Origin of the sequence: Micromonospora sp. NPDC049004, from assembly GCF_040649315.1 — a bacterium.
GTDB lineage: Bacteria > Actinomycetota > Actinomycetes > Mycobacteriales > Micromonosporaceae > Micromonospora.
Genome location: NZ_JBEZFG010000004.1, coordinates 139,682 through 163,284, shown reverse-complemented (window position 1 = coordinate 163,284; position 23,603 = coordinate 139,682). Strand labels below are relative to the sequence as shown.

Genomic DNA, 23,603 nt, shown 5'->3' with positions numbered 1-23,603 from the left:
CCGACAACCTCTCAGGCCGAACGGTAACGCGGGAACGCACCCGCGCCCGCGTAGCGCGCCGCGTCGGCCAGCTCCTCCTCGATCCGGAGCAGCTGGTTGTACTTGGCGACCCGGTCCGAGCGGGCCGGTGCGCCGGTCTTGATCTGGCCGCAGCCGGTGGCCACCGCCAGGTCGGCGATGGTGGTGTCCTCGGTCTCGCCGGAGCGGTGGCTCATCATGCACTTGAAGCCGGCCCGGTGGGCCAGGTCCACGGCGTCCAGGGTCTCGGTCAGCGAACCGATCTGGTTGACCTTGACGAGGACGGCGTTGGCCGCCTTCTCCGCGATGCCGCGGGCGATGCGCTGCGGGTTGGTCACGAACAGGTCGTCGCCGACGATCTGCACCCGGTCGCCGATCGACGCGGTGAGCGTCTGCCAGCCCGTCCAGTCGTCCTCGGCCAGCGGGTCCTCGATCGACACGATCGGGTAGTCACCGGCCAGCTTGGTGTAGTAGTTGCTCATCTCCTCGGCGGACTTCGCGGCGCCCTCGAAGGTGTAGGTGCCGTTGTCGAAGAACTCCGTGGCCGCAACGTCGAGGGCGAACACGATGTCGGTGCCGAGCCGGTAACCGGCCTTCTCGACCGCCTCGGCGATCAGGTCCAGGGCGGCCGCGTTGGTGGGCAGGTTCGGCGCGAAGCCACCCTCGTCGCCGAGCCCGGTCGACAGGCCCTTCTTCTTCAGCACCGACTTGAGCGCGTGGTAGACCTCCGCGCCCGAGCGCAGCGCCTCACGGAAGGTGGGCGCACCGATCGGCGCGACCATGAACTCCTGGATGTCGACGTTGGAGTCGGCGTGCGCGCCACCGTTGAGGATGTTCATCATCGGCACCGGCAGCAGGTGCGCGTTCGGGCCGCCCAGGTAGCGGAAGAGGCTCAGCTCGGCGCTGCCGGCAGCCGCCTTCGCCACCGCCAGGGAGACCCCGAGGATGGCGTTCGCGCCCAGCTCCGACTTGCTGTCGGTCCCGTCGATGTCGAGCATCTTCTGGTCGATGAGCCGCTGCTCGCTGGCCTCGTACCCGATGATCTGGTCGACGATCTTGTCCTCGACGTTGGAGACCGCCTTCTCCACGCCCTTGCCCTGGTAGCGGTCGGCGTCACCGTCGCGCAGCTCGATCGCCTCGAACGCGCCGGTGGAGGCGCCGGAGGGCACTGCGGCGCGGGCCACCGTGCCGTCGTCCAGGCCGACCTCGACCTCGACCGTCGGGTTGCCCCGCGAGTCGAGAATCTCCCGGGCGACGATTCCCTCGATGGTTGCCACTGAGTCGCTCCTCGTTGTTGTGATCCGGTCCGTGGGTGGGCCGCGACGGTGCGGCTGAGGCAGGTGTTGAACGCAGCGTATCGGGCGGCGGGATCGGGCACGGCGTCGCCCGCGCACCCGAGTCGCCCCGCACTGACGGACATTCCCGGATTTCCGGGCGTCAACCGGCAACGGGTTTGCGCTGCGCCGACTTGATCCACCAGGCTGGTCGTCATGCCCGCCGCCTCGACCACCCTCCGCATGCTCGCCGTGTCGGTCATCGCGTCGCTCACGGTCACCGGCTGTCAGACATACGAGGACGCCGGCACCGCCATGGGTCGCTCGGATCTCGTCAACGACCTCGCCGCCCGCCTCGACCGGGCGCTGGAGTTGACCTACTCGGCCGACTACCAACTGCCCGGCGGCCAGAGCGCCGCGATCGTGCAGGCGCAGGATCCGGCCCGCTCCGCGTACACCTACCCGGGTGGGCGGCTCACCGTCACGCCGGACGCCGTCACCCGCTGCACGTCGACCGCAGGTCGGATGGCGTGCACGCTCGTGGCGCCACCCACCCCGGGCACCAAGCCCACCGTGGCGCTCTTCACCGAGGCGAACCGGCAGGGTCTCGTCACCCCACCGGTGGTGGTCGGGCTGCTGACCGCCGCCGCACTCGACCCGCAGGCGGTGATCAAGCAGAGCGACACCACAGTCGCCGGGCATCACGCCGCATGCGTCGAGGTGCAGCGCTCGGACGGCGACTTCAGCGCCTGCGTGACCACCGAGGGCGTGCTCGGCAGCTTCCTCGGCGCGGTCGATGGCAAGCCGATGGAGCTGGCGTTGAGCAGTTACTCCGAGACGGTGGAGACGAACGCGTTCGACCCGCCCGCCGGAGCCGGCGTGGTGGACCGTCGGCCGGGCGGCTCCTGACCGGTCCGACCGACCCGGTCAGATGCCCAGCAGGGTGCGCAGGTGGCGCGGGGGCGGGCAGTCCTGGGCGAGCATCGCGTCGTGCCAGTCGCGCACCGACACCCCGTCCGGGCGGGCCGCGGCGATCTCCGCCATCTCGCTGTACCCCACGAAGTAGGTGGACAGCTGCGTCGAGGTGAGCAGCGACCGGCGCCACTTGCCGGCCGCCTCGCCCTCCTCTTGGAAGCCGCGCCCGGTCATCAGCGCCATCGCCTCGGCTTCGGGCAGCTCCTCGGCGTGCACCAACTGGTCGAGCAGCGCGTTGATGGTCATGCGTAGCTGCATCTTGAGCTGCTGCAACCGCACCGGCAGGCCACCGAAGCCGAGCCCGGCCATCAGCTCCTCGGCGTACACCGCCCACCCCTCGACGAACGGGCCGGAGCGGGCCAGCGCCCGCACCCTCGTGCCACCGGCGTGCCGCCGGGCGTGGACGAGCTGGAGGAAGTGGCCGGGCATCGCCTCGTGCACGGTGAGGTTGCGGACCATGTGGTCGTTGTACTCGCGGTAGAAGGAGTCCACGCGCCGCGCCGACCAGTCCGCCGGGGTGGGCGCGATGCAGTAGAAGGTCGGCAGGGCGGCGGTCTCCAGCGGGCCGGGCGCGTCGCAGTAGGCCACCGCGACACCCCTGGCGAACTCCGGCATCTCCTGGATCACGCACCGGTCGTCGACAACTGTCACCAGGTCGTGGAGGCGGACGAAGTCGGTAGCCTCGTCCAGGGTCACCCCGGCCAGCTCGACGATCGTCGAGTCGTCCGGGTGCTCGGCGGCGAGCACGTCCAGCGCCCGGCGTACCGTCGCGTCGTCGGCCGGACCGCCGACCAGCTCGACGGCCGCCGCCCGGATCTCCGCGGTCACCCGGTCCAGGTTGGCCCAGGCGCGGCGCTGGATCTCGGCGGCCCCCAGCTCGGTGTCGAGGGTGTGCCAGAGCCGCGCCTCCCAGCGGCGGCGGCCCAGTCGCGGGTCGCGGCCGGGGCCCGCGTCGGCGGCCAGGCCGGCGCGCAGCCAGGCGACGAACTCCTCCAGCGCGGCGATCGCGGCGGTGGCCGCCGGCTCGACCTGGCCGAGGCTGCCCGGGGCCTGGGCGAGCAGCGGCGGCAGCTCGTCGCGGATCAGCGCGGCAGTGCCGGTGAACTGCCCCACCGCCGTCTCGGCGTGGATCCGCGGCATGTCCCGCAGCGTCGCGCGGGCGGTGGCGAGCGCATCCGGTACGGCGGCGAGCCGCCCCGCCAGCTGCGTCAACCGCACCTCGGCCGGGGCGTACGGGCGGGCCAGCAACGGGTGCAGCAGCGGGCCGGGGTTGTGGTGCAGGGGATCCCACTCGTGCGACCGGATCTCGGTCAGCTCGAACAACTCCCGGTCCACGAAGGAGGTGAGCAGCGCGTGGTCCACCTGCTCGTCGACGTCCAGCGAGTCCGGGTCCAACTCGGACAACGCGTTCGCCGCGTCGGAGAGCATCACCCGGTCGGCGGCCAGCGCGTCGGCGGACAGATCCGGAAGCCGGGAGTCGAACCGATGATCCCCGGCGGCGGTGGCTACACCCGGCCGCGACTCCAGCAGAGCCTCAACGACCCGCTCCGCGAGCACCCCAAATTCTTCCACCGGCCCCACCCTACCCAGCCCTCCGCGCCCACCTCGGTGATCAAGAGGTTTGGGTCGGATCCGAGCCGGATTCCGACGCGAACCTCTTGATCAACTCGGGTCGACGGGTGGGGGTGGGGGTGCGGTTTCGGCGGCTCGGACGGCTTGGGCGTAGGCCAGGGTGGTTCGGCGCAGGGCCGCTTCGCTGTCGATTCCCGCCTCGCGGGCCGCGACGACTGTCGCCAGCAGACTCGCGCCCAGTCTCGCCTCGGCGTCCACCTGCGTGGCGACCGGCGGAAGCGGGACCTCGATGCCGTTACGGGTGGCGCGTTCCAGGACCTGCGCGGCCAGGGCCAGGGCGGGCTGGCTGAGCGCCACACCGTCCAGGACGGAATCGCGCGCCTTCTCGATCCGCTTGATCCGCTCCCAGTTGGCGGTGATCTCCTCCAACGTGCCCGCCTCCGCGCCGGCGAAGACGTGCGGATTGCGCCGGATCATCTTGTCGACCAGGCCACCCGCCACGTCGTCGATGGTCCACCGCTCGCCCTCGGGCAACTCCTCCGCCAGCCGGGCGTGCAGGACCACCTGCAACAGCACGTCGCCCAACTCCTCACGCAGCGAGTCGGTGTCGTCCTCGACCATCGCGTCGTACGCCTCGTAGCTCTCCTCCAGCAGATAGCCCGCGAGGCTGCGATGCGTCTGCGCCCGTTTCCACGGGTCGCCACCCGGCGAGGCCAGCCGGTCCAGCACGGCCACCGCGTCGAGCAGCCGGGCCCCCGGCGGGTCCCACGAGCCGTACATCAGCTCCAACTCGGCCAGCCCCGGCTCCCGGGCCAGCCGCAGACCCAACTCCCGGGCCAGGGCCTCGTCGCCGGCCGGGCCGGCCAACCAGACCGCCGTACCGTGCGCCGCGACCGTGTCGAGCAGCGGCTGCGTCGCCGGGCCGTTCACGATCCGCACCTCGGCGCCCGCCTGACGCACGGCCGTGGTCAACTCGCTCTCCGCACCGGCCAGGACCGGATGCTGGCGTACGACATCCCAGGCGGCCGAGGTCAGCAGGCCGGCCGGCAACCGGGGTGAGGTGACCAGCAGGACGATCCGTGCCGTCATGCTCAGCTGGCCGTGCCCTCGGCGTCCGGGTTCGCGCTCGGCGGCACCGCGTCCGGGGTGGAGACGTCGGTGACAGTTCCGGAGCCCGCCTCGCCCAGCGGCACGCTCACCGCGGGAGCGTTGCCCTCGAAGGTCAGCACCGGGAACTCCAGCGGCCGGTACCGGGGGTTGACTGTCACGTCGTGGCTCTCGACCGCCTCGACAAGCGCCCGGCGGGTCGCGAGCGCGGCGCGCAACTGGTCACGCGACTGCTCGCCGTCGAGCTGACGGGCGGCGTCCTCGTCGCTCACGTCGGCCGGGATCTTGGCGGCCTTGCGACCCGCCGCGACCACGTCGGCCAACTCCTTGTCGGTCGGGGCGACCGCCTCGCCGGACGGCACCCCGGACAGGCAGGTGTAGAGCTCGGCGACCGAGCGCGCGTACCGGGTCTCGGGCGCGAGCCCGAACTGCTGGGCGGCCTGCTCGGGCGACACCTGGGCGCGCGGCTGGTAGTTCTTCTCCCTGGACACCCGCCCGCACACCTCGCCGAGCACCAGCACGCTGGCCACCTCGGCCGGACCGGGCAGCGGCGGACGCGCAGCGGCGGACGGGTCGTCCGCCGGGGGCGTCGGGTTCTTCGCCCGCAGATCGTCCAGCATGGCGGTGACCGCATCCTGGGTGATGCGGTGGTCCCCGACATAGGCGGCGACACCGGGCTCGGCACGGCAACCGGAGAGGGCGACGATCCCGACCGCCACGGTGGCGGCGGCGACAAGACGGCGAGCACGCATGTCCGTCACTCTCTCACGCCATCACCCGGCGCTGTGACGCCCCCCACCTCCACCCGTCGCGCTCGGCCCGGCGACTCCGACGCACCCGCACCGTCGGGCCGCCGTGCTCACCCGGCCGCGGCGACCAGCGGGGCGGGGGCGCCCAGCACGTCGGAGAGCAGTTGCGCGCACCACTCGAGCAGCGCCTGGTCGCGCAGCGGCTCGCCACCGATCCGACGGGTGGTCGGTCGGGGCACGCTCACCTGGTCGGTGGCCTGCTTGTAGACCGCGTCCGGGTGGTAGCGCTTGAGCCGCATCTGCTTCGAGTCGGGCAGCGGCAGCGGCCCGAACCGGATGTGCTTGCCCTGCATCGTCACGTCGCTCAGGCCGTACCGGCGGGCCAGCAGGCGGAACCGGGCCACCGCCACCAAGTTCTGCACCGGGGCCGGCGGCTCGCCGTACCGGTCGGTCATCTCGGCGACGACCTCGCGCAGACGCTCCTCGTCGCGTGCCTCGGCGAGCTTGCGGTACATCTCCAGGCGCAGCCGCTCCACGCTCACGTAGTCGTGCGGCAGGTGCGCGTCGATCGGCAGGTCGATCTTGACGTCGGTCTCCTCCTCCTGCCGCTCACCCTTGAACGCGGACACCGCCTCGCCGACCATGCGCACGTACAGGTCGAAGCCGACGCCCTCGATGTGCCCGGACTGCTCGCCGCCGAGCAGGTTGCCGGCGCCCCGGATCTCCAGGTCCTTCATGGCCACGTACATGCCGGCACCCAGCTCGGTGTGCTGCGCGATGGTGGCCAGCCGCTCGTGGGCGTGCTCGGTGAGCGGCTTCTCCGGCGGGTAGAGGAAGTACGCGTACGCCCGCTCCCGCCCCCGGCCGACCCGGCCGCGGATCTGGTGCAGCTGGGCCAGGCCGAGCAGGTCGGCCCGCTCCACGATCAGGGTGTTGGCGTTCGGGATGTCGATGCCCGACTCGACGATCGTGGTGCAGACCAGGACGTCGAACTCCTTCTCCCAGAAGCCGACCATCACCTTCTCCAGGGCTTCCTCGCCCATCTGGCCGTGCGCCACCGCGACCCGCGCCTCGGGGACCAGCTCCCGCAGCCGCCGGGCCGCCCGGTCGATCGACTCGACCCGGTTGTGCAGGTAGAACACCTGCCCGTCGCGCAGCAGCTCGCGGTGAATGGACGCGGCGACCTGCCGGTCGTCCTGCGCGCCGACGAAGGTGAGCACCGGGTGCCGCTCCTCCGGCGGAGTGGCGATGGTGGACATCTCCCGGATGCCGGTGATCGCCATCTCCAGGGTGCGCGGGATCGGGGTGGCCGACATGCTCAGCACGTCCACCGAGGCCCGCAGCGTCTTCAGGTGCTCCTTGTGCTCGACACCGAAGCGCTGCTCCTCGTCCACGATCACCAGGCCGAGCTGCTTGAACCGGGTCGCGGTCTGCAGCAGCCGGTGGGTGCCGATGACGATGTCGACGGTGCCGTCGGCGACCATCTCCAACGTCCGCTCGGTCTCCTTCGGGGTCTGGAACCTCGACAGCTGCCGGATCTGCACCGGGAACTGGCTCATCCGCTCCGCGAAGGTGTTGTAGTGCTGCTGCACCAGCAGCGTCGTCGGCACCAGCACCGCCACCTGCTTGCCGTCCTGCACGGCCTTGAACGCCGCCCGGACCGCGATCTCGGTCTTGCCGTAGCCGACGTCACCGCAGATCAGCCGGTCCATCGGGACGGTCTGTTCCATGTCCCGCTTGACCTCGTCGATAGCGGCGAGCTGGTCCGGCGTCTCCTGCCAGGGGAAGGCGTCCTCCAACTCCCGCTGCCACGGCGTGTCCGGGCCGAACGAGTGGCCCTTGGACGCCTTGCGGGCGGCGTACAGCTGGATGAGCTGGGCGGCGATCTCCCGGACCGCCTTGCGGGCGCGGGCCTTGGACTTCTGCCAGTCCGAGCCGCCCATCTTGTGCAGCGTCGGCTGCTCACCGCCCACGTAGCGGGAGAGCTGGTCGAGCTGGTCGGTCGGGACGAACAGCCGGTCGCCGGGCTGGCCACGCTTGCTGGCCGCGTACTCGATGACCAGGTATTCCCGGCTCGCGCCGTTGACTGTGCGCTGCACCAGCTCGACGTAGCGGCCGATGCCGTGCTGCTCGTGCACCACGAAGTCGCCGGCCTTGAGCTCCAGCGGGTCGATGGTGTTGCGCCGGCGGCTCGGCATCTTGCGCATGTCCCGCGTCGAGGTGCCCCGACCGCCGGTGACGTCGTTGCCGGTGAGCAGCACGAAACGGGACGCCTCGTCGACGAACCCACTGCCCAGCGCGCCGCAGGTGACGACCATCTCGCCGGGGGCGGGCGCGGTCGGCACCTCCTCGGTGAGCCGGGCGCCCAGCCCGGCGTCGCGCAGCACCTCCACCGCCCGCTGGGCGGGGCCGTGCCCCTCGAAGACCAGCGCGATCGACCAGCCCTCGCCGGCCCAGCGCTTGAGGTCGTCGACCACCCGCGCGGTCTCGCCGTGGTAGAGCGGGGCCGGCTGCGCGGCGAGGGTCACCGCGATGGCGTCGTCGGGGGTCACGCTGGCCTGCTCGGGCGCGTCCTCCCACGGCTGCCGTGTCTCGGCGGTCTCCGCTTCGACCAGGCCGAACGGGGACAGCGTCCACCACGGCTGGCGGAGCGTGGCCGCGGTGGCGCGGACCTCGCCCAGGGTGCGGAAGGCGGCGGCGCCGACGTCCACCGGGGCCTGGCCACCGACCGCGGCGGCGGCCCAGCTGGCCTGCAAGAACTCCTCCGACGTACGCACCAGATCGTGCGCCCTCGTGCGGATGCGCTCCGGGTCGCACAGCAGGACGTGGGTGCCGGCCGGCATGGCGTCCAGCAGCAACTCCAGCGAGTCGGGACCGACCAGCACCGGGGCCAGCGACTCCATCCCCTCCACCGGGATGCCCTCGGCCAGCTTGTCCAGGATCTCGGCCAGCTCAGGGTGCTGTTCGGCGAGCGCGGCGGCCCGCTCGCGCACCGCCGGGGTCAGCAGCAGCTCACGGCAGGGCGGCGCCCAGAGCAGCGGAACCTGCTCGATGGTCCGCTGGTCGGCGACGGCGAAGGTGCGGATCTCCTCCACCTCGTCGCCCCAGAACTCCACCCGGGACGGGTGCTCGTCGGTGGGCGGGAAGACGTCCAGGATCCCGCCGCGCACCGCGAACTCGCCGCGCTTGGTGACCAGGTCGACCCGGGCGTACGCCATGTCGGTCAGCCGGCGGGCGACCTCTTCCAGGTCCGCCTCCTCGCCGGCGGCGAGCTGCACCGGCTCCAGGTCGCCGAGGCCCTTGAGCTGCGGTTGCAGCAGTGAACGGACGGGCGCCACGACCACCCGCAGCGGCCCGGTGCCGCCGTGCGCGTCGGTCGACTCGGGGTGCGCGAGGCGGCGCAGCACGGCCAGCCGGCGGCCCACCGTGTCGGAGCGGGGGGACAGTCGCTCGTGCGGCAGCGTCTCCCAGGAGGGGAAGACCACCACCTGCTCCGGCGGCAGCAGCGCGCCCAGCGCGGCGGCCAGGTCGTCGGCCTCCCGGGTGGTGGCGGTCACCGCCAGCACGGGCCGCCCGGCCCCGCCACCGGTGCCGTCGGGGTCGGCCGCGACGGCGGCCACCGCGAACGGGCGCAGCGCGGCGGGAGCGGTGATGTCGAGGCCGTCAACCTGGGCGGCACCGGAGCGCGCCAGGTCACGCGCCCGGGTCAGCCCGGGGTCGGCCAGAGCGGCGGAGAACAGACCGGTGAGCAAGGGAATCCTTCCAGGGGAGTCGGCGCACACCACTTGGGCCCCTCGTCCAACCGGACGGGGGGTGCACGCCAACCAGCCTATCCCCGCGCACCGACACCCACCCCGTTCCGCCCAGGTCGCGTCGTCCGCGCCCCTGGCCCGCGCACCCCGACCAGGTCCGCACCCGGCACGGGTCCGCCCCTCCGCAGTCCCTCTCGCCCCAAGATCCGCACAACATCGGGGAAGTTGCTGCCTCCGGAGCGCGGGAGGCAGCAAGTTCCCCGATGTTGTGCGGATCTTGCGGGGTTGGAAGCGTCCTCGGCCGTCCCGGAGCGCGGACACGCCATCGCGCGGGGGTGACGGGGCACGCTGCCGCCTTGCACGGGGCGACACCGACCAAGATCGTGCTCGATCCAGGATGTAGTGGTCTCGAATTCGTCGGATCGCACTCTTTCGTGGATCGAGCACGATCTTGGCCACCTGGACGACGCCGACCACAGGCAGCCGACCACAGGCAGCCGACTACAGGCCACCCACGCCGCGAAAAGATCTTGACCGGCGCCGGCAGGCGTGGTCGGGTTTCGGAATGAGTGAGCAGTGGCGCGCACAGTTCGACGCGGAGGTGAGCTTCGCCAACGGCGGCGGGCTGCGCACGGAGGGGTTCCGACTGGACATTCCGGGTCGGGAGATCACCGACGACGATCTCGCGGCGTTGTTCGTCCGCCACCTCGGGCTGCTGATGGTCGCCGAGGTCCGGATCAGCGCGAAGACGATCATCGAGGAGCCGCACAAGGGCGGTCGGGGCGTCGGCGTCGAGGACTACGGCGCCGATCGTCGGCTGGTCGAGCTGAGCCACGTGATCCGCGACGGGATGACCACACTGCCGGGGTGGACCGCTCCGAGGATCGCCGACTGGTTGACCTTCGCGGCATCCCGCGAGCGGTACGCGCCAGGCACCGAGTTCCACGTGGCCCGGATCGACATGATCGCCAATACCGGCACGTACGTGGACACTCCCGCCCACCGCTGGTCCGGCGGCGACGACCTGACCGGGGTGTCCCTGGACCGCCTCGCCGACCTGCCCGGGTTGCTGGTCCGCGTACCGGCCGGCACCCGAGCCGTGGACCGGCTGACGCTGGCTCCGTACGAGGTGGCCGGGCGCGCGGTGCTGCTGCACACCGGGTGGGACGTGCACTTCGGCACCGAGCGGTACGGCGCACCGGAGGCGCCGTACCTGACCGGGGACGCCGCGCAGGCGCTGGTCGACGCCGGCGCAGCACTGGTCGGTATCGACTCGATCAACATCGACGACATGAGCCCAGCGGCCCGAGGCGTACGCCCCGCGCACAGCACGCTGCTCGCCGCCGGCGTCCCGATCGTGGAGCACCTGACCGGCCTGGGCGCGCTGCCGCCGAGCGGGTTCCGCTTCACCGCGGCCCCACCGATGGTGGCCGGCATGGGCACCTTCCCGGTCCGCGCCTTCGCCGTTGTCAATCCCTGATCCACGCCGACTCCCCGACCCGCGAACCCGCCGACCACGGGATCGAGCCGACCGAGGCGCAAACCGAGCCGGTCGACCACAGCCGACCAGGTGGGCCGGCACGGGCCGGCACGGACCGGCACAGGCCAGCACAGGCCAGCACGGGCCGGCACGGGCCAGCACGGACCGGCACGGGCCAGCACGGGCCGGCACAGACCCGAAGAGCCGCTGCGGAGCGACCCGTCGCTCGGGGTGGACCAGGGGTTGGTGAGTGACCAGAATCGAGCCGGGTAGTGCGAGATCGCCGTGCAAGGGGGGACGATGCCCGCTGAGGGAGTCGGCAGTGATCCGCGTCGTCGTACCACGCCGGCCCGGTGGCGGGTGCTGGGGCATCCGGACGGCATGCTGATCTACCAGGTGCGCTGCATCGTGGAGAACCACGGCTGGACGGAGACTGTCGCGGAGGACCGGCACAAGGTCATCCTGGGGCGTTCCGGGGCGTACCGGCGCCGGCTCAACGGGCGGGTCGAGGTCTCCGACGCCACGTCGATGCTGCTGACCCGGCCCGGCGACGAGATGGCGGTGGCGCACCCGTTCGGCTGCGGCGACTCGTACACCTGCCTGGAGATCGATTCGGCGGTGCTGGCGCAGCGGCCGGACGCGGAGCGCTGGATGGACCGGGCCGGCTGGGCCGGCACCTCGGACGCCACCTTGGACCTGGCGCACCGTCTGCTGGTGGCCGAGTTCCGGCGCGGGCTGGACGGCTTCGAGATGGCCGAGCGGCTCCAGCGGTTCCTGGCCCGCCTGCTGAGCCACAGCGCCCTCGCCTCCAACGGCGAGAACGGCGAGGACGGCGCGGTGGAGCGGGCGGTCCGCCGCCGGCCGGCGACGGTCGCCGCGCACCGACGGCTCGCCGACCGGGCCCGGGAGGTGCTGGCCAACTCGGGGTTCACGATGGGCCTTGACGAGGTGGCCCGGGAGGTGGGCAGCTCTCCGCACCACCTCAGCCGGGTTTTCCAGCGGATGACCGGCAGCAGCCTGACCGCCTACCGCAACCGGCTGCGGGTGCGTGCGGTGCTGGACACCCTCGCCGAGCCCGACGGCCGCCCGCTCGGCGCGCTCGCCAGCGAGTACGGCTTCGCCGACCAGGCACACCTGACCCGGGTGGTCCGCGAGCAGGTGGGTCACCCTCCGGCCAGGCTGCGCCGCCTGCTCACCGCGACCCGCGAGAACCCGGGGGCGACAGCCTGAGCCCGGAGGCCGGCGGAGGTGCCGCACGGGGGGCGTACGGCACCTCCTTCGGGCACGCCCGAAGCGGCCCGCGACAGGTCCGGTCGAGGCGTCGGACCTCCCCGAACAGGCCCGCATGCCCCGATCCGGCCACCTCTGCGGGGTGGCTCCCGGACCAACGGAGACCATCCTCCCGAGCGCCCCCCGGACGGTCTTGAAGAAAATTGCTCACCTTCACCACTCGCCGAGAAATGCCGTGAACAGGGCAAATGTCGCCCTAGGCTGATCTGGTGGACGAGGCGCCGGAGGTCCGGGTACGCGACTGGCTCCCCCGCACCGCAGGCCTCCTGCTCGGCACCCTCGCGCTGGCCACCGCCTTCATCGCCGCGTACGTCGGCGCCCTGCACCAGCCCCACCCCCGGGACGTGCCGGTCGGCGTGGCGGCGAGCGACCAGGCCGCCCGCACGGTCCTGGCCGCCGTCCGCGACCGGACCGACAGGATCAAAGCCATCGAGTACGCGGACCCGGGCACCGCCGACGACGGCCTGACCGGCCGCGAGGTGTACGCGGTGCTCAGCTCCGCCCCCGACGGCGGGCTCGTCCTGACCACCGCCAGCGCCGGCGCACCGTCCGCCACCGACCTGGTCACCCAGGTGCTCACCAGCGCCGCCCAGCAGGCCCGACTGCCGCTGCGGGTGACCGACGAGGTGCCGGTCGCCGCCACCGACCCCCGCGGCCTGGTCCCCTTCTACCTGGCCATCGGGTACGTCCTCGGCGGATACCTGGCCTCGACGGTGCTCGGCGTCTCCGCCGGTACCGCCCCGCGCACCCTGCGCCGCGCGGGACTGCGCATCGGGGCGCTCGCCCTCTACAGCGTGGCGCTCGGCATCGTCGGGGCGGTGATCGTCGGCCCGGTGCTGGACGTCTGGCACCACGACCTGCCGGCGGTCGCCGGCGCCGGGATGCTGGCCGCCTTCGCCGCCGCGATGGTCGCCGCGGCGGTCCAGGGCTGGCTGGGCGTCCTCGGCACCGGGCTGGTCATCCTGTTGCTGGTGGTGCTCGGCAATCCGGGCTCCGGTGGCATCTACGCTCCCGAGTTCCTGCCCACCTGGCTGCGCGGAATGCACCTGTGGAACGTACCCGGCCTGGCCACCGACCTGATCAAGTCAGCCGTGTACTTCGACAGACGCTCGATCGGCTGGCCGGTGACCGGTCTGGTGCTCTGGGCGGTGGTCGCGCTGGCCGCCCTGCTCGGCGCGACCCGGGTGCGGGGGCGTCGGGCGACTGCCGGCGCAAGACCCTGAAGCGATCTCCGGGGTGTTCCGTGTCACGACGCGGCATGCGGAGAGCCCCTCCTGCCAGCCGGCCCGACGTGGATACCATCCAGGGAGTCGGACAGCGCTGTCCTTCGTACTCACGTAAGGAGCGCATCGTGACCGACCAGCACGACCACGACGGCCCGGACGCCGCGCTGCGCGCTGACATCCGCCGACTCGGCACCCTCCTCGGCCAGACCCTGGCCCGCCAGGAGGGCCGCCCGCTGCTCGACCTCGTCGAGGAGATCCGCGCCCAGGTCCGCTCCGACGTCCCGGCCGCCGCCGAGCGGCTCGGCGGGCTCGACGTGACCACCGGCACCAAGCTGGCCCGCGCCTTCTCCACCTACTTCCACCTGGCCAACATCACCGAGCAGGTGCACCGCGCCCGGGACCTGCGTCGCCGTCGCGCCGTGCAGGGCGGCTGGCTGGACCAGGCGGCCAAGATGATCGCCGAGCGGGGGGTGCCGGCCGAGGAGATCGCCGCCGCGGCCCGCCGGCTGGCGGTCCGCCCGGTCTTCACCGCCCACCCGACCGAGGCGGCCCGCCGCTCGATCCTGTCCAAGCTGCGCGCCATCGCCGACGAGCTGGACACCGAGACCGCCAACGCGATCCTCTACGGCGCCAGCGACGAGGGCCCGGCCAACCGCCGGCTGGCCGAGTTGCTGGACCTGATGTGGCAGACCGACGAGCTGCGGCTCGACCGGCCCGACCCGACCGACGAGGCCCGCAACGCCATCTACTACCTGCGCGACCTGTACGCCGAGGCCGCCCCGCAGGTGCTCGACGACCTGGCCGACACGCTGCGCACCCTCGGCGTGGAGACGTCGCCGACCGCTCGCCCGCTGAGCTTCGGCACCTGGATCGGCGGCGACCGGGACGGCAACCCGTTCGTCACCCCGGCGGTCACCCGCGAGGTGCTGACCATCCAGCACGAGCACGGCATCGCGGCCACCGAGAAGGCGATGGACCACCTGATCAACGAGGTGTCGGTGTCCCGCCGACTGCGCGGGGTGTCGCTGGACCTCTCCGCCAGCCTCGCCGCCGACCTCGACGCGCTGCCCGAGGTGGCACCCCGGTTCCGTCGGGTCAACGCCGAGGAGCCGTACCGGCTCAAGGCCCGCTGCGTGAAGGCGAAGCTGGCCAACACCCGGCAGCGGCTCCGCCAGGGCACCGCCCACGTTCCGGGCCGCGACTACCGCGGCTCCGCCGAGCTGATCGCCGACCTGGACCTGCTGCGCGCCTCGCTGGCCCGCAACTCCGGGCAGCTCACCGCCGTCGGCCGACTCGCCTCCACCATCCGGACGGTCTCCGCGTTCGGCCTGCACCTGGCGACGATGGACGTGCGGGAGCACGCCGAGAAGCACCACGAGGTGCTCACCCAGCTCTACGAGGCGGTCGGCGAGGTGCCCGACTACCCGGCGTTGAGCCGGTTGGAGCGCACCAAGCTGCTCGCCGACGAGCTGACCGGCCGGCGGCCGCTGTCCACCCTGGACACCCCGCTGACCGAGTCGGCCCGCAAGACGTTCGACGTGTTCAGCACGATCCGCGAGGCGCAGGACCGGTTCGGCGCGGAGGTCATCGAGTCGTACATCATCTCGATGACCCTCGGCGTGGACGACGTGCTCGCCGCCGTGGTGCTGGCCCGCGAGGCCGGGCTGGTCGACGTGCACAGCGGCCGGGCCCGGATCGGCTTCGTGCCGCTGCTGGAGACCCCGGGCGAGCTGAACGCCGGCGGGGAGATCCTCGACGAGCTGCTGTCGCTGCCCGCGTACCGGGCGCTCGTCGCGGCCCGGGGCGACGTGCAGGAGGTCATGCTCGGCTACTCCGACTCCAACAAGGAGGCCGGGATCACCACCAGCCAGTGGTCGATCCACCGGGCCCAGCGCGCGCTGCGTGACGTGGCGGCCCGGCACGGCGTACGCCTGCGGCTGTTCCACGGTCGTGGCGGCACCGTCGGCCGCGGCGGCGGCCCGACGCACGAGGCGATCCTGGCGCAGCCGTACGGCACGCTGGACGGCGCGATCAAGGTGACCGAGCAGGGCGAGGTGATCTCCGACAAGTACACCCTGCCCTCGCTGGCGCGGGAGAACCTGGAGCTGACCCTCGCCGCCGTGCTCCAGGCGACGCTCCTGCACACCGCGCCCCGGCAGCCGGCCGAGATGCTGGAACGCTGGGACGCGACCATGGACGTGGTCTCCGAATCGGCGTTCCGGTCGTACCGGTCGCTCGTCGAGGACCCGGACCTGCCGGCGTACTTCTGGGCGTCCACCCCCACCGAGCTGCTCGGTGCGCTGAACATCGGCTCCCGGCCGGCGAAGCGCCCCAACACGGGCGCCGGGCTCTCCGGGCTGCGGGCCATCCCGTGGGTGTTCGGCTGGACGCAGACCCGGCAGATCGTGCCGGGCTGGTTCGGCGTCGGCTCCGGCCTGGCCGCCGCCCGGGAGGCCGGTCTGGCGGACGTGCTCGCCGAGATGCACCGCAACTGGCACTTCTTCCGCACGTTCCTGTCGAACGTCGAGATGATGCTGACCAAGACCGACCTCAGCATCGCCCGCCGGTACGTCGAGACCCTCGTGCCGAAGAAGCTGCACCCGATCTTCGAGCAGATCGAGCAGGAGTACGAGCTGACCAAGCGGGAGGTGCTGGCGGTCACCGCCTCGCCCGCCCTGCTGGAGAACTCGCCGGTGCTCCAGCGCACCCTGGCCGTCCGGGACACCTACCTGGAGCCGCTGCACCACCTCCAGGTGGCGCTGCTGCGCCAGTACCGGGAATCCGGCGCGGCCGGCCGTGCGGTGGCCACCGCCCCGGGTGGCCGACGCGCCCCGAGCGACGGCACGGCCCTGGAGCGGGCACTGCTCACCACGGTGAACGGCATCGCCGCCGGCATGCGCAACACCGGCTGATCAAGCAGCACGGCAACGGGCCCCGGTCACCACGACCGGGGCCCGTTCCGCATGCTCAGCCAGCGGTGCTCACCAGTCGCCGCCGCCGAAGTCACCGCCGCCGAAGTCGCCGCCACCGAAGTCGCCGCCGCCGAAACCTCCGCCGCCGAAGTCACCGCCGGCATAGTCGCCGCCGCCGACGTTGCCAGCCTGGTCGCCGCCACCGAAGTCGCCGCCCTGGTCGCCGAAGTCGCCGCCCTGGTCGCCGGCATCGCCGCCCTGGTCACCTGCGTAGTCGGCGCCGTCACCGAAGCCCTCCTGGTAGCCCTCGTCGTACCCGTAGCCCGGGTCGGCGAAGGCCGGCGAGAACAGCGCGTCAGCGATCAACATGCCGCCGAGCACGCCGGCCCCCGCACCCAACGCGGTCTTCCACCACGGCGTCGAATACCAGCCCGCCGGCACCGGCCGGCCCTGGTAGCGGCCACCGGGGTAGTAGTACGGCGTCTGCCGACCGGGCTGCGGGCCGGCCCGGAAGGTCTGCCCCTGCACGTCGACCTCGCGCTCCTTGGTGAGCTGCCCGACGCCCCGCGCGGCGGCCAGCGCCGGCACCTCGGGGCCGGGATCGATCCCCAGCGCGGTCCGCGCCGCCCGGATGTACGCCAGTCCCTCCAGCGCGGTCTCCCGGGCGAGCGCGAACTGGTGCGGCGTACGCGCCTGCTCCAACTGCGAACCCGCCGCGTTGTACCGCTCACCGGCGTCGGCCAGCGCCTGGCGGACCGCCGGCTCGTCGCCCTGAAGGGTCAACAGCTGACCACCGAGGCGCTCGTACCAGCGGTGCGCCTCGGCGCGGGCGTCGCCCAGCTCCGTGCGCCGGCGGGCGGTGCCCTGGGCACGGATGAGCGCCGCGGCACCGAGCGCGCCGACCAGCACGATCGCGAGGCACAGCACAAGTTCCATGTCATCGAACGTACCCCCGGGTGTCACGTCGTACCCGTCTGGCAAGCTCCGGTGATGGACGTCTCGACGCTGCTGGTGGTGATCGTGTGCCTCGGTGCCGGCGGGGCGGTGGGCTGGCTCGCGGCCCGGTCCCGGTCGGCGGCCGACATCGCCAGGCTGGATGCCACCCTGACGGCGACGCGGGAAGGCGAGGGGCGGCTGGAGCAGTCCATGCGGGCGCTGAGCTACGAGGCCACCGCGCAGTCGCAGGAGGCGGTGGCCCGTGCCGTGGCGCCGCTGCACGACAGCCTGCGCCGCTACGAACAGCGGGTCGCCGAGTTGGAGCACGACCGGGTCGACGCGTACGCCGAGCTGCGCGAGCAGGTCCGCTCGATGAACGCGGTCTCCGGGGAGCTGCGCACCGAGACCAAGCAGCTGGTCGCCGCGCTGCGCGCGCCACAGGTGCGGGGCCGCTGGGGCGAGCACCAGCTGCGCCGGATCGTCGAGGCGGCCGGCATGCTGGAGCACTGCGACTTCTCCGAGCAGGTCACGGCCGCCACCGACGACCAGGTCGTCCGCCCGGATCTGGTGGTCCGCCTGCACGGGGGCCGGTCGGTGGTGGTGGACGCGAAGGCGCCGTTCGACGCGTACCTCACCGCCATGGAGGCCCGCGACGAGCGTGGCCGGGACACCTACCTCGACGCCCACGCCCGCCACCTGCGCGGGCACGTCGACGCCCTGGCCGCCAAGTCCTACTGGTCGGCGTTCGACAGCTCACCCGAGTTCGTGGTCCTGTTCGTGCCCGCCGACCCGTTTCTCGACGTCGCGCTCCAACGCGACCCGACGCTGTTGGAGCACGCGTTCGCCCGCAACGTGGTGCTGGCCACGCCGGCCACCCTGGTCGCCCTGCTCCGCACGGTGGCCTACTCGTGGCGACAGGAAGCCCTGGCCCGCAACGCCGTGGCGGTGCACACCCTCGCCCGGGAGCTGTACGGCCGGCTCTCCACCCTCGGTGACCACGTGGGCAAGCTCGGCTCGTCGCTGGCCGGCGCGGTGACCGCGTACAACAGGGCGGTCGGCTCGCTGGAGGCGCGGGTGCTGGTCAGCGCCCGCAAGCTCGCCGAGCTGGGCGTCTCGGACGACGAGCTGGCGACGCCCGCGCAGATCGAGCTGACTCCCCGCCAGCCCCAGGCACCGGAGCTGCTGGACGACGCCGACCGCTGACCGCGCCGCGCCTGCTCCTACCTGCGATTGGCGCTCTCCACGACGAAGGGCATGCCCTGCTGGCAGGTGGTCATCATGCCCTTCTCGACCCGGCCGGTGACGGTGACCCGGGTGCCGGCGGCCAGCACGTCCCGCGGGCCGCCCACCAGCAGATAGCCGTCGAGCAGCAGGCAGTTCGGCTCCACCCCGGCGGTGATCGTGCCGGTGAGTTCGGTGGCACCGACCGGCGGCGGGACGGTGGGCCCGCCCGGCGACTTGAGCGGGCCCGAGGGCGTGATCGCCGGTGCGGAACTGCTGGGCGACGCCGCAGTGGGTTGCCCGGCAGTTGCCGACGGCGCTCCGGGGGTGGTGGAGCCGTCCGTCCCCCCGCAGGCGCTCAGCGCCGCGACGGCGACCAGGGCGGGGACGACGAGCCGAAGGGTCCTCATGCCGTCTTCGACGCACCGGGACCGCGTGGCGTTCCCACAGTGATTCGCCTCCTGATCACCGGCGGCACCGCGGCACGGCGTGCCCCGGCGCCCGAACGTGCTCAGCCGCGGCTCGCGGCGGCCTTCATGTCCCGCTTCAGCTCCTGCGGAAGCGAGAAGGTCAGCCGCTCGTTGGCGGTGGTGATCTCCTCCACGTCGTCGAACCCGCGTGCGGCCAGGTGCGTCAGCACATCGTTGACCAGGTCCTCCGGGACGCTGGCCCCGGAGGACACCCCGACCGTGCGGGCGTCGGCCAGCCAGGCGTCGTCGATCTCGTGGGCGAAGTCGACCAGGTGACCGGCGCGGGCGCCGGCGTCCAGGGCAACCTCGACCAGCCGGACCGAGTTGGAGGAGTTCGTCGAGCCGACGACGATCACCACGTCGCACTCGGGGGCGATCTCCTTGACGACGTGCTGCCGGTTGGACGTGGCGTAGCAGATGTCGTCGCTGGGCGGGGACTGCAGCAGCGGCAGCCGGGTCTTGAGCCGGGCGACGGTCTCCAGCGTCTCGTCCACCGAGAGCGTGGTCTGGGAGAGCCAGACGACCTTCTCCGGGTCGCGAACGGTGATCTTGTCGACGCCGTCCGGGCCGTCCACGAGCTGGATGTGCGCGGGAGCCTCACCGGCGGTGCCGATGACCTCCTCGTGCCCCTCGTGGCCGATCAGCAGAATGTCGTAGTCCTCGGCGGCGAAGCGCTTCGCCTCCTGGTGCACCTTGGTGACCAGCGGGCAGGTGGCGTCGATGGCCTTCAACGAGCGCTCCCGTGCCTGCTCGTAGACCTCGGGCGCCACGCCGTGCGCCGAGAAGATGACTGTGGCGCCCTCGGGCACCTCCTCGTTCTCCTCCACGAAGATCGCGCCCTGGGCCTCCAGCGTCTGCACGACGTGCTTGTTGTGCACGATCTGCTTACGCACGTAGATCGGGGCGCCGTAGAGCTTCAGCGCCTCCTCGACGGTCTGCACGGCGCGATCCACACCCGCGCAGTAGCCACGGGGCTTGGCCAGGAGCACGCGCTTGCCGGTCCGGAGATCAGTCACCCCCCCATCGTACGTGCCGGCTCTCCTACCGGCACCGGGCGACGACCCCACCCCCCACTCTGCGCTGATCATGAAGTTGTTGCCCCGACACGCCGGCACGGAGGCGACAACTTCATGATCGACGGTCCAGATGGGCTGGGTCGTAGGGTGGGCGGGTGACTGAGGGTGGGGCGCGAGCGGGGAGCGGCGGGGCCAGTAGCGCGGAGGAGCCTTGGCCGGTTCGGGTCGTTTCGCAGAAGGTCGGGGCGTGGATCGCCAAGCTCGGCTGGGTGTGGGTGGACGGGCAGGTCGCGCAGATCAGCCGCCGCCCCGGGGCCACCACTGTCTTTCTGACCCTGCGTGACCCGTCCGCCGACCTGAGCCTGACCGTCACCACCAACCGCGACGTGCTGGACGCCGGGGCGCCGGAGCTGCGCGAGGGCGCCCGCGTGGTGCTGCACGCCAAGCCGGAGTTCTACGCCGCCCGGGGCACGCTGAGCCTGCGCGCCGACGAGATCCGGCAGGTGGGGCTCGGTGAGCTGCTGGCCCGGCTGGAGAAGCTCAAGAAGCTGCTCGCCGCCGAGGGGTTGTTCGACCGGGCGCGCAAGCGCCGGCTGCCGTTCCTGCCCGGCCGGATCGGGCTGATCACCGGTCGCGCGTCGGCCGCCGAGCGGGACGTGCTGACCAACGCCCGTCGACGCTGGCCGGCCGTGGAGTTCCGGACGGTGAACGTGGCAGTACAGGGCCCGTCCGCCGTGCCGCAGATCGTCGACGCGCTCAAGGTCCTGGACGCCGACCCGAGCATCGATGTGATCATCATCGCGCGGGGCGGTGGCGGCATCGAGGATCTGCTGCCCTTCTCCGACGAGGCGCTCTGCCGGGCCGTGTTCGGCTGCCGTACGCCGGTGGTCAGCGCGATCGGCCACGAGACGGACGCGCCGCTGATCGACTACGTCGCCGACCTGCGGGCCTCCACCCCGACCGACGCGGCCAAGCGGGTGGTCCCCGACCTCACCGAGGAGGTACGCCTCATCGGCCAGGCCCGGCACCGGCTCGAGCGGGCGGTCCGCAACCTGGTCGACCGGGAGTCCCACCGTCTCGACAGTCTGCGGTCCCGGCCGGTGCTGGCCCGGCCGCAGGTGATGGTGGAGCAGCGCGCGACCGAGCTGGCCGCGCTGCGCCAGCGCGCCGGCCGCTGCCTGGACCACCGGCTCGCCGGCGCCGGCGACGACCTGCGGCACACAGTGGCCCGGCTGCGCGCCCTGTCCCCCGCCGCCACCCTCGACCGGGGGTACGCGATCGTGCAACGCGCCGACGGGCACGTGGTGCGGGCGGCGGCCGAGGTCGCCAAGGGTGACCCGCTGCGGGTCCGCCTCGCCGACGGTGAGCTCGCCGCGACTGTCGACGGCGCAGTGGCGACGCGGTGACCCGGACAGGGGTGTGCTGAGATGGACGCGATGACTGACGACACGAAGGCCGGGCCGGACGAGCGGCTCAGCTACGAGCAGGCCCGCGCCGAACTGGCCTCGGTGGTCGAGCGGCTGGAGGCCGGCGGCACGTCCCTGGAGGAGTCGCTGGCGCTGTGGGAGCGCGGCGAGGGGCTGGCGGTGATCTGCCAGCGCTGGCTGGACGGCGCTCGGGCGCGGATCGACGCCGCCCGGCAGGACCCCGCGTCCTGATCACCGATGGGGCGGCCGGAGCCGCCCCACCCGCGTACGACGGTCAGCTGAACAGGCTGTAGAGCTCGGCCGGCGCCTCGACGACCTGGTCCGCCGGCGGCTTCTGCGCGGCGGTGGCGGAGCCGTAGTCGGAGTACGTCATCTTGATCTCCTGGGCGGCGGTCTGCCCGGCGGCCGGGAGTTGCAGCACCAGCTCGCTGAGCCGGCCCTGCGGGTCGACCTTCGCGGTGAACGGAACCGTCTTGGCCTGGGTGCCCAACGCGGCGATCGTGGCGGCGTTCAGCGAACCGGCCTCGGCGGCCTTGGTGACGTCGATGGTGCCGGCGTACGTGCCGGTGCCGGTGCTGCGGACCTCGGTGATGCCCTGGGTCAGCACGGCGCTGCCGGCCGGGTCGACCTTCTCGAAGTCGAAGCCGAGGTTCTTGTTGCCCTTGATGCGGGCCTGGTCGAGGTGCTGGTACTTGCCGAGGTTGAGCTGCTTGATGGCGGGCAGGCTGTCGGCGGTGGGGCCGGTCAGCTCCAGCTTCACCCAGCTGTCCGGCTTGAAGTGGATCACGTCGAGCTTCATCGCCAGGTCGGAGGAGGGGCCGCCGATGGAGATCTTCATCGCGGCACTCTGACTCGGCTGGTGCACCAGCCCTTCGGCGACCGAGCCGGCGCCGGAGAGGCTGAACCGGAAGTTGCCGTTGCTGATCTCCTTGGTGGAATCCAGCAGCGCCTGCTTGGCGTCGCCGGCCACCGGCGTGCCGCCGGACGCGCTGGGCACGCCGGACGCGCTCACCGTGGGGGACGCGGTCGATCCGGCGGTGCCGGTGGTACCGCCGGCGCAGGCGGCCAGGGCGGGCGTGAACAGGGCGGCGGCTACCAGGCCGGCACCGAGTCGTCGAACAGTCATACGTGTCTCCCAAGGGGGTCACCCGACGACCTGGTCGGCGCCGGAAACCGGGCGACGCGGCAGCCCTTCGGCCACGTCGCGCGATCCGGGACGAGCGGCACGCCCGGATCACTCCCTCTTTGTTCCCCGTCGACGCGTCGAACAATCACCCTTATCGTCCGGTTGCTCGCGCCAACCTGCCCCGAAATGCAGGATCGGGGTGGCCCAGGGCCACCCCGATCCGTCGTGCCGACCTACTTGAACATCTCGTACGTCTCGGCCGAAGCCTCGACGACCTTGTCCGCCGACGGCTTCTTCGCGCCGGTGCCGGTGCCGTAGCCCGAGTACGCGATCTTGACGTCGTGCGCGGCGGTCTCGCCGGCGGCCGGCACCGAGATGACCAGCTCGGTGAGGCGGCCCTGCGGGTCCAGCTTGGCGGTGAACGGCAGCGCCTTGGCCTGCGCGCCCAGCGCGGTGACGACGTCCTCGTCGAGGGCGACCGAGTCGGTGGAGGCACTGATGTCGATCTTGCCGGCGTACGTGCCCTCGCCGGTCTTCTGCACGTCGGTCACGCCCTTGACCAGCGTCTCGCTGTCGATCGGGTCGAGCGTCTCCGGGTCGAGCTGGAGGTCCTTGATGCCCTTGACCTTGGTCTTGTCGAGGTGCTGGTACTTGCCCTTGTTCTTCGCCAGCTCGGGGACCATGGCGGCCATGGCACCGCCGATGTCCATCTTCACCCAGCTCTCCGAGTCGATGTAGATGAGGTCCATCTCCATCGACACGTCCTGGGAGGCGTCACCCAGCTTCATGGTCAGCTGCGCGCTGTTGCTGGGCTTGTGCACCAGGCCGCCGCCGGTCAGGTCGGCGCCCGTCAGGGTGAAGGTGAAGTCGCCCTTGGCCGCCTCCTTCGTGGAGGCGAGCAGCGCCTCCTTCGGGTCGGCCGGCACCGCCGGCGCGGACGGGCTGGGTGCAGCGGCCGGCTCGGCAGCGTCGGACTTGCACGCGGCCAGGCCGGGGATGAGCAGGGCGGCGGCGAGGAAGCCGAAGCTCCACCGTCGAATGTTCACTGAGAT

Annotated in this window: 18 protein-coding genes; 8 read left to right on the top strand and 10 right to left on the bottom strand. The window is 72.4% G+C overall.

All coding sequences use genetic code 11. The features are described 5' to 3' along the window. Nucleotides 1–11 precede the first annotated feature (11 nt). Nucleotides 12–1,295: a phosphopyruvate hydratase gene (eno, locus tag AB0B97_RS14080; protein ID WP_234584107.1), complete on the bottom strand. Its 1,284-nt coding sequence runs from the start codon at nucleotides 1,293–1,295 to the stop codon at nucleotides 12–14. Between the two features lie 213 nt (nucleotides 1,296–1,508). Between eno and AB0B97_RS14075 the strand changes: the two genes are divergently transcribed. Next, nucleotides 1,509–2,201: a hypothetical protein gene (locus AB0B97_RS14075; protein ID WP_234584108.1), complete on the top strand. Its 693-nt coding sequence runs from the start codon at nucleotides 1,509–1,511 to the stop codon at nucleotides 2,199–2,201. 18 nt (nucleotides 2,202–2,219) lie between these two features. Here AB0B97_RS14075 and AB0B97_RS14070 read toward each other — a convergent pair whose 3' ends face one another. The 4 genes from AB0B97_RS14070 to mfd all read right to left on the bottom strand — a co-directional run bounded on the left by AB0B97_RS14070 (nucleotide 2,220) and on the right by mfd (nucleotide 9,447). Continuing rightward, nucleotides 2,220–3,839 (bottom strand): DUF885 domain-containing protein, encoded by a 1,620-nt coding sequence (locus tag AB0B97_RS14070; protein WP_357493662.1) that lies wholly within the window; start codon nucleotides 3,837–3,839, stop codon nucleotides 2,220–2,222. Between the two features lie 90 nt (nucleotides 3,840–3,929). Continuing rightward, nucleotides 3,930–4,928, bottom strand: coding sequence for a nucleoside triphosphate pyrophosphohydrolase (locus tag AB0B97_RS14065; RefSeq protein ID WP_357493660.1), 999 nt, complete (start codon nucleotides 4,926–4,928; stop codon nucleotides 3,930–3,932). Nucleotides 4,929–4,930: 2 nt separating this feature from the next. Then, nucleotides 4,931–5,698, bottom strand: a complete 768-nt coding sequence (locus AB0B97_RS14060) for a hypothetical protein (RefSeq protein ID WP_357493658.1) — start codon at nucleotides 5,696–5,698, stop codon at nucleotides 4,931–4,933. Between the two features lie 107 nt (nucleotides 5,699–5,805). Continuing rightward, nucleotides 5,806–9,447, bottom strand: coding sequence for a transcription-repair coupling factor (gene mfd, locus AB0B97_RS14055; RefSeq protein ID WP_357493656.1), 3,642 nt, complete (start codon nucleotides 9,445–9,447; stop codon nucleotides 5,806–5,808). A gap of 565 nt (nucleotides 9,448–10,012) precedes the next feature. Between mfd and AB0B97_RS14050 the strand changes: the two genes are divergently transcribed. The 4 genes from AB0B97_RS14050 to ppc all read left to right on the top strand — a co-directional run bounded on the left by AB0B97_RS14050 (nucleotide 10,013) and on the right by ppc (nucleotide 16,355). Beyond that, the gene (locus tag AB0B97_RS14050) at nucleotides 10,013–10,927 is read left to right on the top strand and encodes a cyclase family protein (RefSeq protein ID WP_357493654.1); all 915 of its coding nucleotides are present in this window, start codon (nucleotides 10,013–10,015) and stop codon (nucleotides 10,925–10,927) included. A 300-nt stretch (nucleotides 10,928–11,227) separates the two neighbouring features. Continuing rightward, entirely contained in the window at nucleotides 11,228–12,157 is a 930-nt protein-coding gene (locus AB0B97_RS14045) for an AraC family transcriptional regulator (protein ID WP_357493652.1), read from the top strand. Nucleotides 12,158–12,426: 269 nt separating this feature from the next. After that, nucleotides 12,427–13,440, top strand: coding sequence for a hypothetical protein (locus AB0B97_RS14040; protein WP_357493650.1), 1,014 nt, complete (start codon nucleotides 12,427–12,429; stop codon nucleotides 13,438–13,440). 128 nt (nucleotides 13,441–13,568) lie between these two features. Next, a complete protein-coding gene (ppc, locus tag AB0B97_RS14035) occupies nucleotides 13,569–16,355 on the top strand; it encodes a phosphoenolpyruvate carboxylase (protein ID WP_234584116.1) in 2,787 nt (928 codons plus the stop codon). 69 nt (nucleotides 16,356–16,424) lie between these two features. Here ppc and AB0B97_RS14030 read toward each other — a convergent pair whose 3' ends face one another. Continuing rightward, on the bottom strand, nucleotides 16,425–17,291 hold the full coding sequence (locus AB0B97_RS14030) for a hypothetical protein (RefSeq protein ID WP_357493648.1): 867 nt from the start codon (nucleotides 17,289–17,291) through the stop codon (nucleotides 16,425–16,427). A gap of 54 nt (nucleotides 17,292–17,345) precedes the next feature. On the opposite strand from AB0B97_RS14030, the gene AB0B97_RS14025 reads away from it, so the two are divergent. Next, nucleotides 17,346–18,494: a DNA recombination protein RmuC gene (locus AB0B97_RS14025; RefSeq protein WP_234584118.1), complete on the top strand. Its 1,149-nt coding sequence runs from the start codon at nucleotides 17,346–17,348 to the stop codon at nucleotides 18,492–18,494. 17 nt (nucleotides 18,495–18,511) lie between these two features. On the opposite strand, the gene AB0B97_RS14020 is transcribed toward AB0B97_RS14025, so the two are convergent. Further along, complete coding sequence (locus AB0B97_RS14020; RefSeq protein WP_357493646.1) at nucleotides 18,512–18,922, bottom strand: hypothetical protein; 411 nt, start codon at nucleotides 18,920–18,922, stop codon at nucleotides 18,512–18,514. A 101-nt stretch (nucleotides 18,923–19,023) separates the two neighbouring features. After that, nucleotides 19,024–20,070, bottom strand: coding sequence for a 4-hydroxy-3-methylbut-2-enyl diphosphate reductase (locus tag AB0B97_RS14015; protein ID WP_357493644.1), 1,047 nt, complete (start codon nucleotides 20,068–20,070; stop codon nucleotides 19,024–19,026). Nucleotides 20,071–20,153: 83 nt separating this feature from the next. Here AB0B97_RS14015 and xseA point away from each other — a divergent pair, with 83 nt between their 5' ends. Together xseA and AB0B97_RS14005 are read left to right on the top strand one after the other, a co-directional pair. Next, the gene (xseA, locus tag AB0B97_RS14010; protein ID WP_357493642.1) at nucleotides 20,154–21,404 is read left to right on the top strand and encodes an exodeoxyribonuclease VII large subunit; all 1,251 of its coding nucleotides are present in this window, start codon (nucleotides 20,154–20,156) and stop codon (nucleotides 21,402–21,404) included. Nucleotides 21,405–21,434: 30 nt separating this feature from the next. Beyond that, entirely contained in the window at nucleotides 21,435–21,656 is a 222-nt protein-coding gene (locus AB0B97_RS14005; protein WP_357493640.1) for an exodeoxyribonuclease VII small subunit, read from the top strand. 43 nt (nucleotides 21,657–21,699) lie between these two features. Here the strand turns inward: AB0B97_RS14005 and AB0B97_RS14000 are convergent, their stop codons facing one another. Together AB0B97_RS14000 and AB0B97_RS13995 are read right to left on the bottom strand one after the other, a co-directional pair. Next, nucleotides 21,700–22,551 (bottom strand): hypothetical protein, encoded by an 852-nt coding sequence (locus tag AB0B97_RS14000; RefSeq protein ID WP_357493638.1) that lies wholly within the window; start codon nucleotides 22,549–22,551, stop codon nucleotides 21,700–21,702. Nucleotides 22,552–22,784: 233 nt separating this feature from the next. After that, nucleotides 22,785–23,597 carry a hypothetical protein gene (locus tag AB0B97_RS13995; protein WP_234584124.1) on the bottom strand — a complete coding sequence of 271 codons (813 nt, stop codon included), beginning with the start codon at nucleotides 23,595–23,597 and terminating at the stop codon, nucleotides 22,785–22,787. Nucleotides 23,598–23,603: the final 6 nt, after the last annotated feature.

What these genes read in the sequence shown, in the direction of transcription:
- AB0B97_RS14075 (WP_234584108.1), top strand. Translation starts at nt 1,509, where the DNA reads ATGCCCGCCGCCTCGACCACCCTCCGCATGCTCGCCGTGTCGGTCATC.
- AB0B97_RS14020 (WP_357493646.1), bottom strand. Translation starts at nt 18,922, where the DNA reads ATGAGGACCCTTCGGCTCGTCGTCCCCGCCCTGGTCGCCGTCGCGGCG.
- AB0B97_RS14025 (WP_234584118.1), top strand. Translation starts at nt 17,346, where the DNA reads ATGGACGTCTCGACGCTGCTGGTGGTGATCGTGTGCCTCGGTGCCGGC.
- AB0B97_RS14000 (WP_357493638.1), bottom strand. Translation starts at nt 22,551, where the DNA reads ATGACTGTTCGACGACTCGGTGCCGGCCTGGTAGCCGCCGCCCTGTTC.
- AB0B97_RS14065 (WP_357493660.1), bottom strand. Translation starts at nt 4,928, where the DNA reads ATGACGGCACGGATCGTCCTGCTGGTCACCTCACCCCGGTTGCCGGCC.
- AB0B97_RS14005 (WP_357493640.1), top strand. Translation starts at nt 21,435, where the DNA reads ATGACTGACGACACGAAGGCCGGGCCGGACGAGCGGCTCAGCTACGAG.
- AB0B97_RS14030 (WP_357493648.1), bottom strand. Translation starts at nt 17,291, where the DNA reads ATGGAACTTGTGCTGTGCCTCGCGATCGTGCTGGTCGGCGCGCTCGGT.
- AB0B97_RS14045 (WP_357493652.1), top strand. Translation starts at nt 11,228, where the DNA reads ATGCCCGCTGAGGGAGTCGGCAGTGATCCGCGTCGTCGTACCACGCCG.
- AB0B97_RS14015 (WP_357493644.1), bottom strand. Translation starts at nt 20,070, where the DNA reads ATGATCAGCGCAGAGTGGGGGGTGGGGTCGTCGCCCGGTGCCGGTAGG.
- AB0B97_RS14050 (WP_357493654.1), top strand. Translation starts at nt 10,013, where the DNA reads ATGAGTGAGCAGTGGCGCGCACAGTTCGACGCGGAGGTGAGCTTCGCC.
- AB0B97_RS14060 (WP_357493658.1), bottom strand. Translation starts at nt 5,698, where the DNA reads ATGCGTGCTCGCCGTCTTGTCGCCGCCGCCACCGTGGCGGTCGGGATC.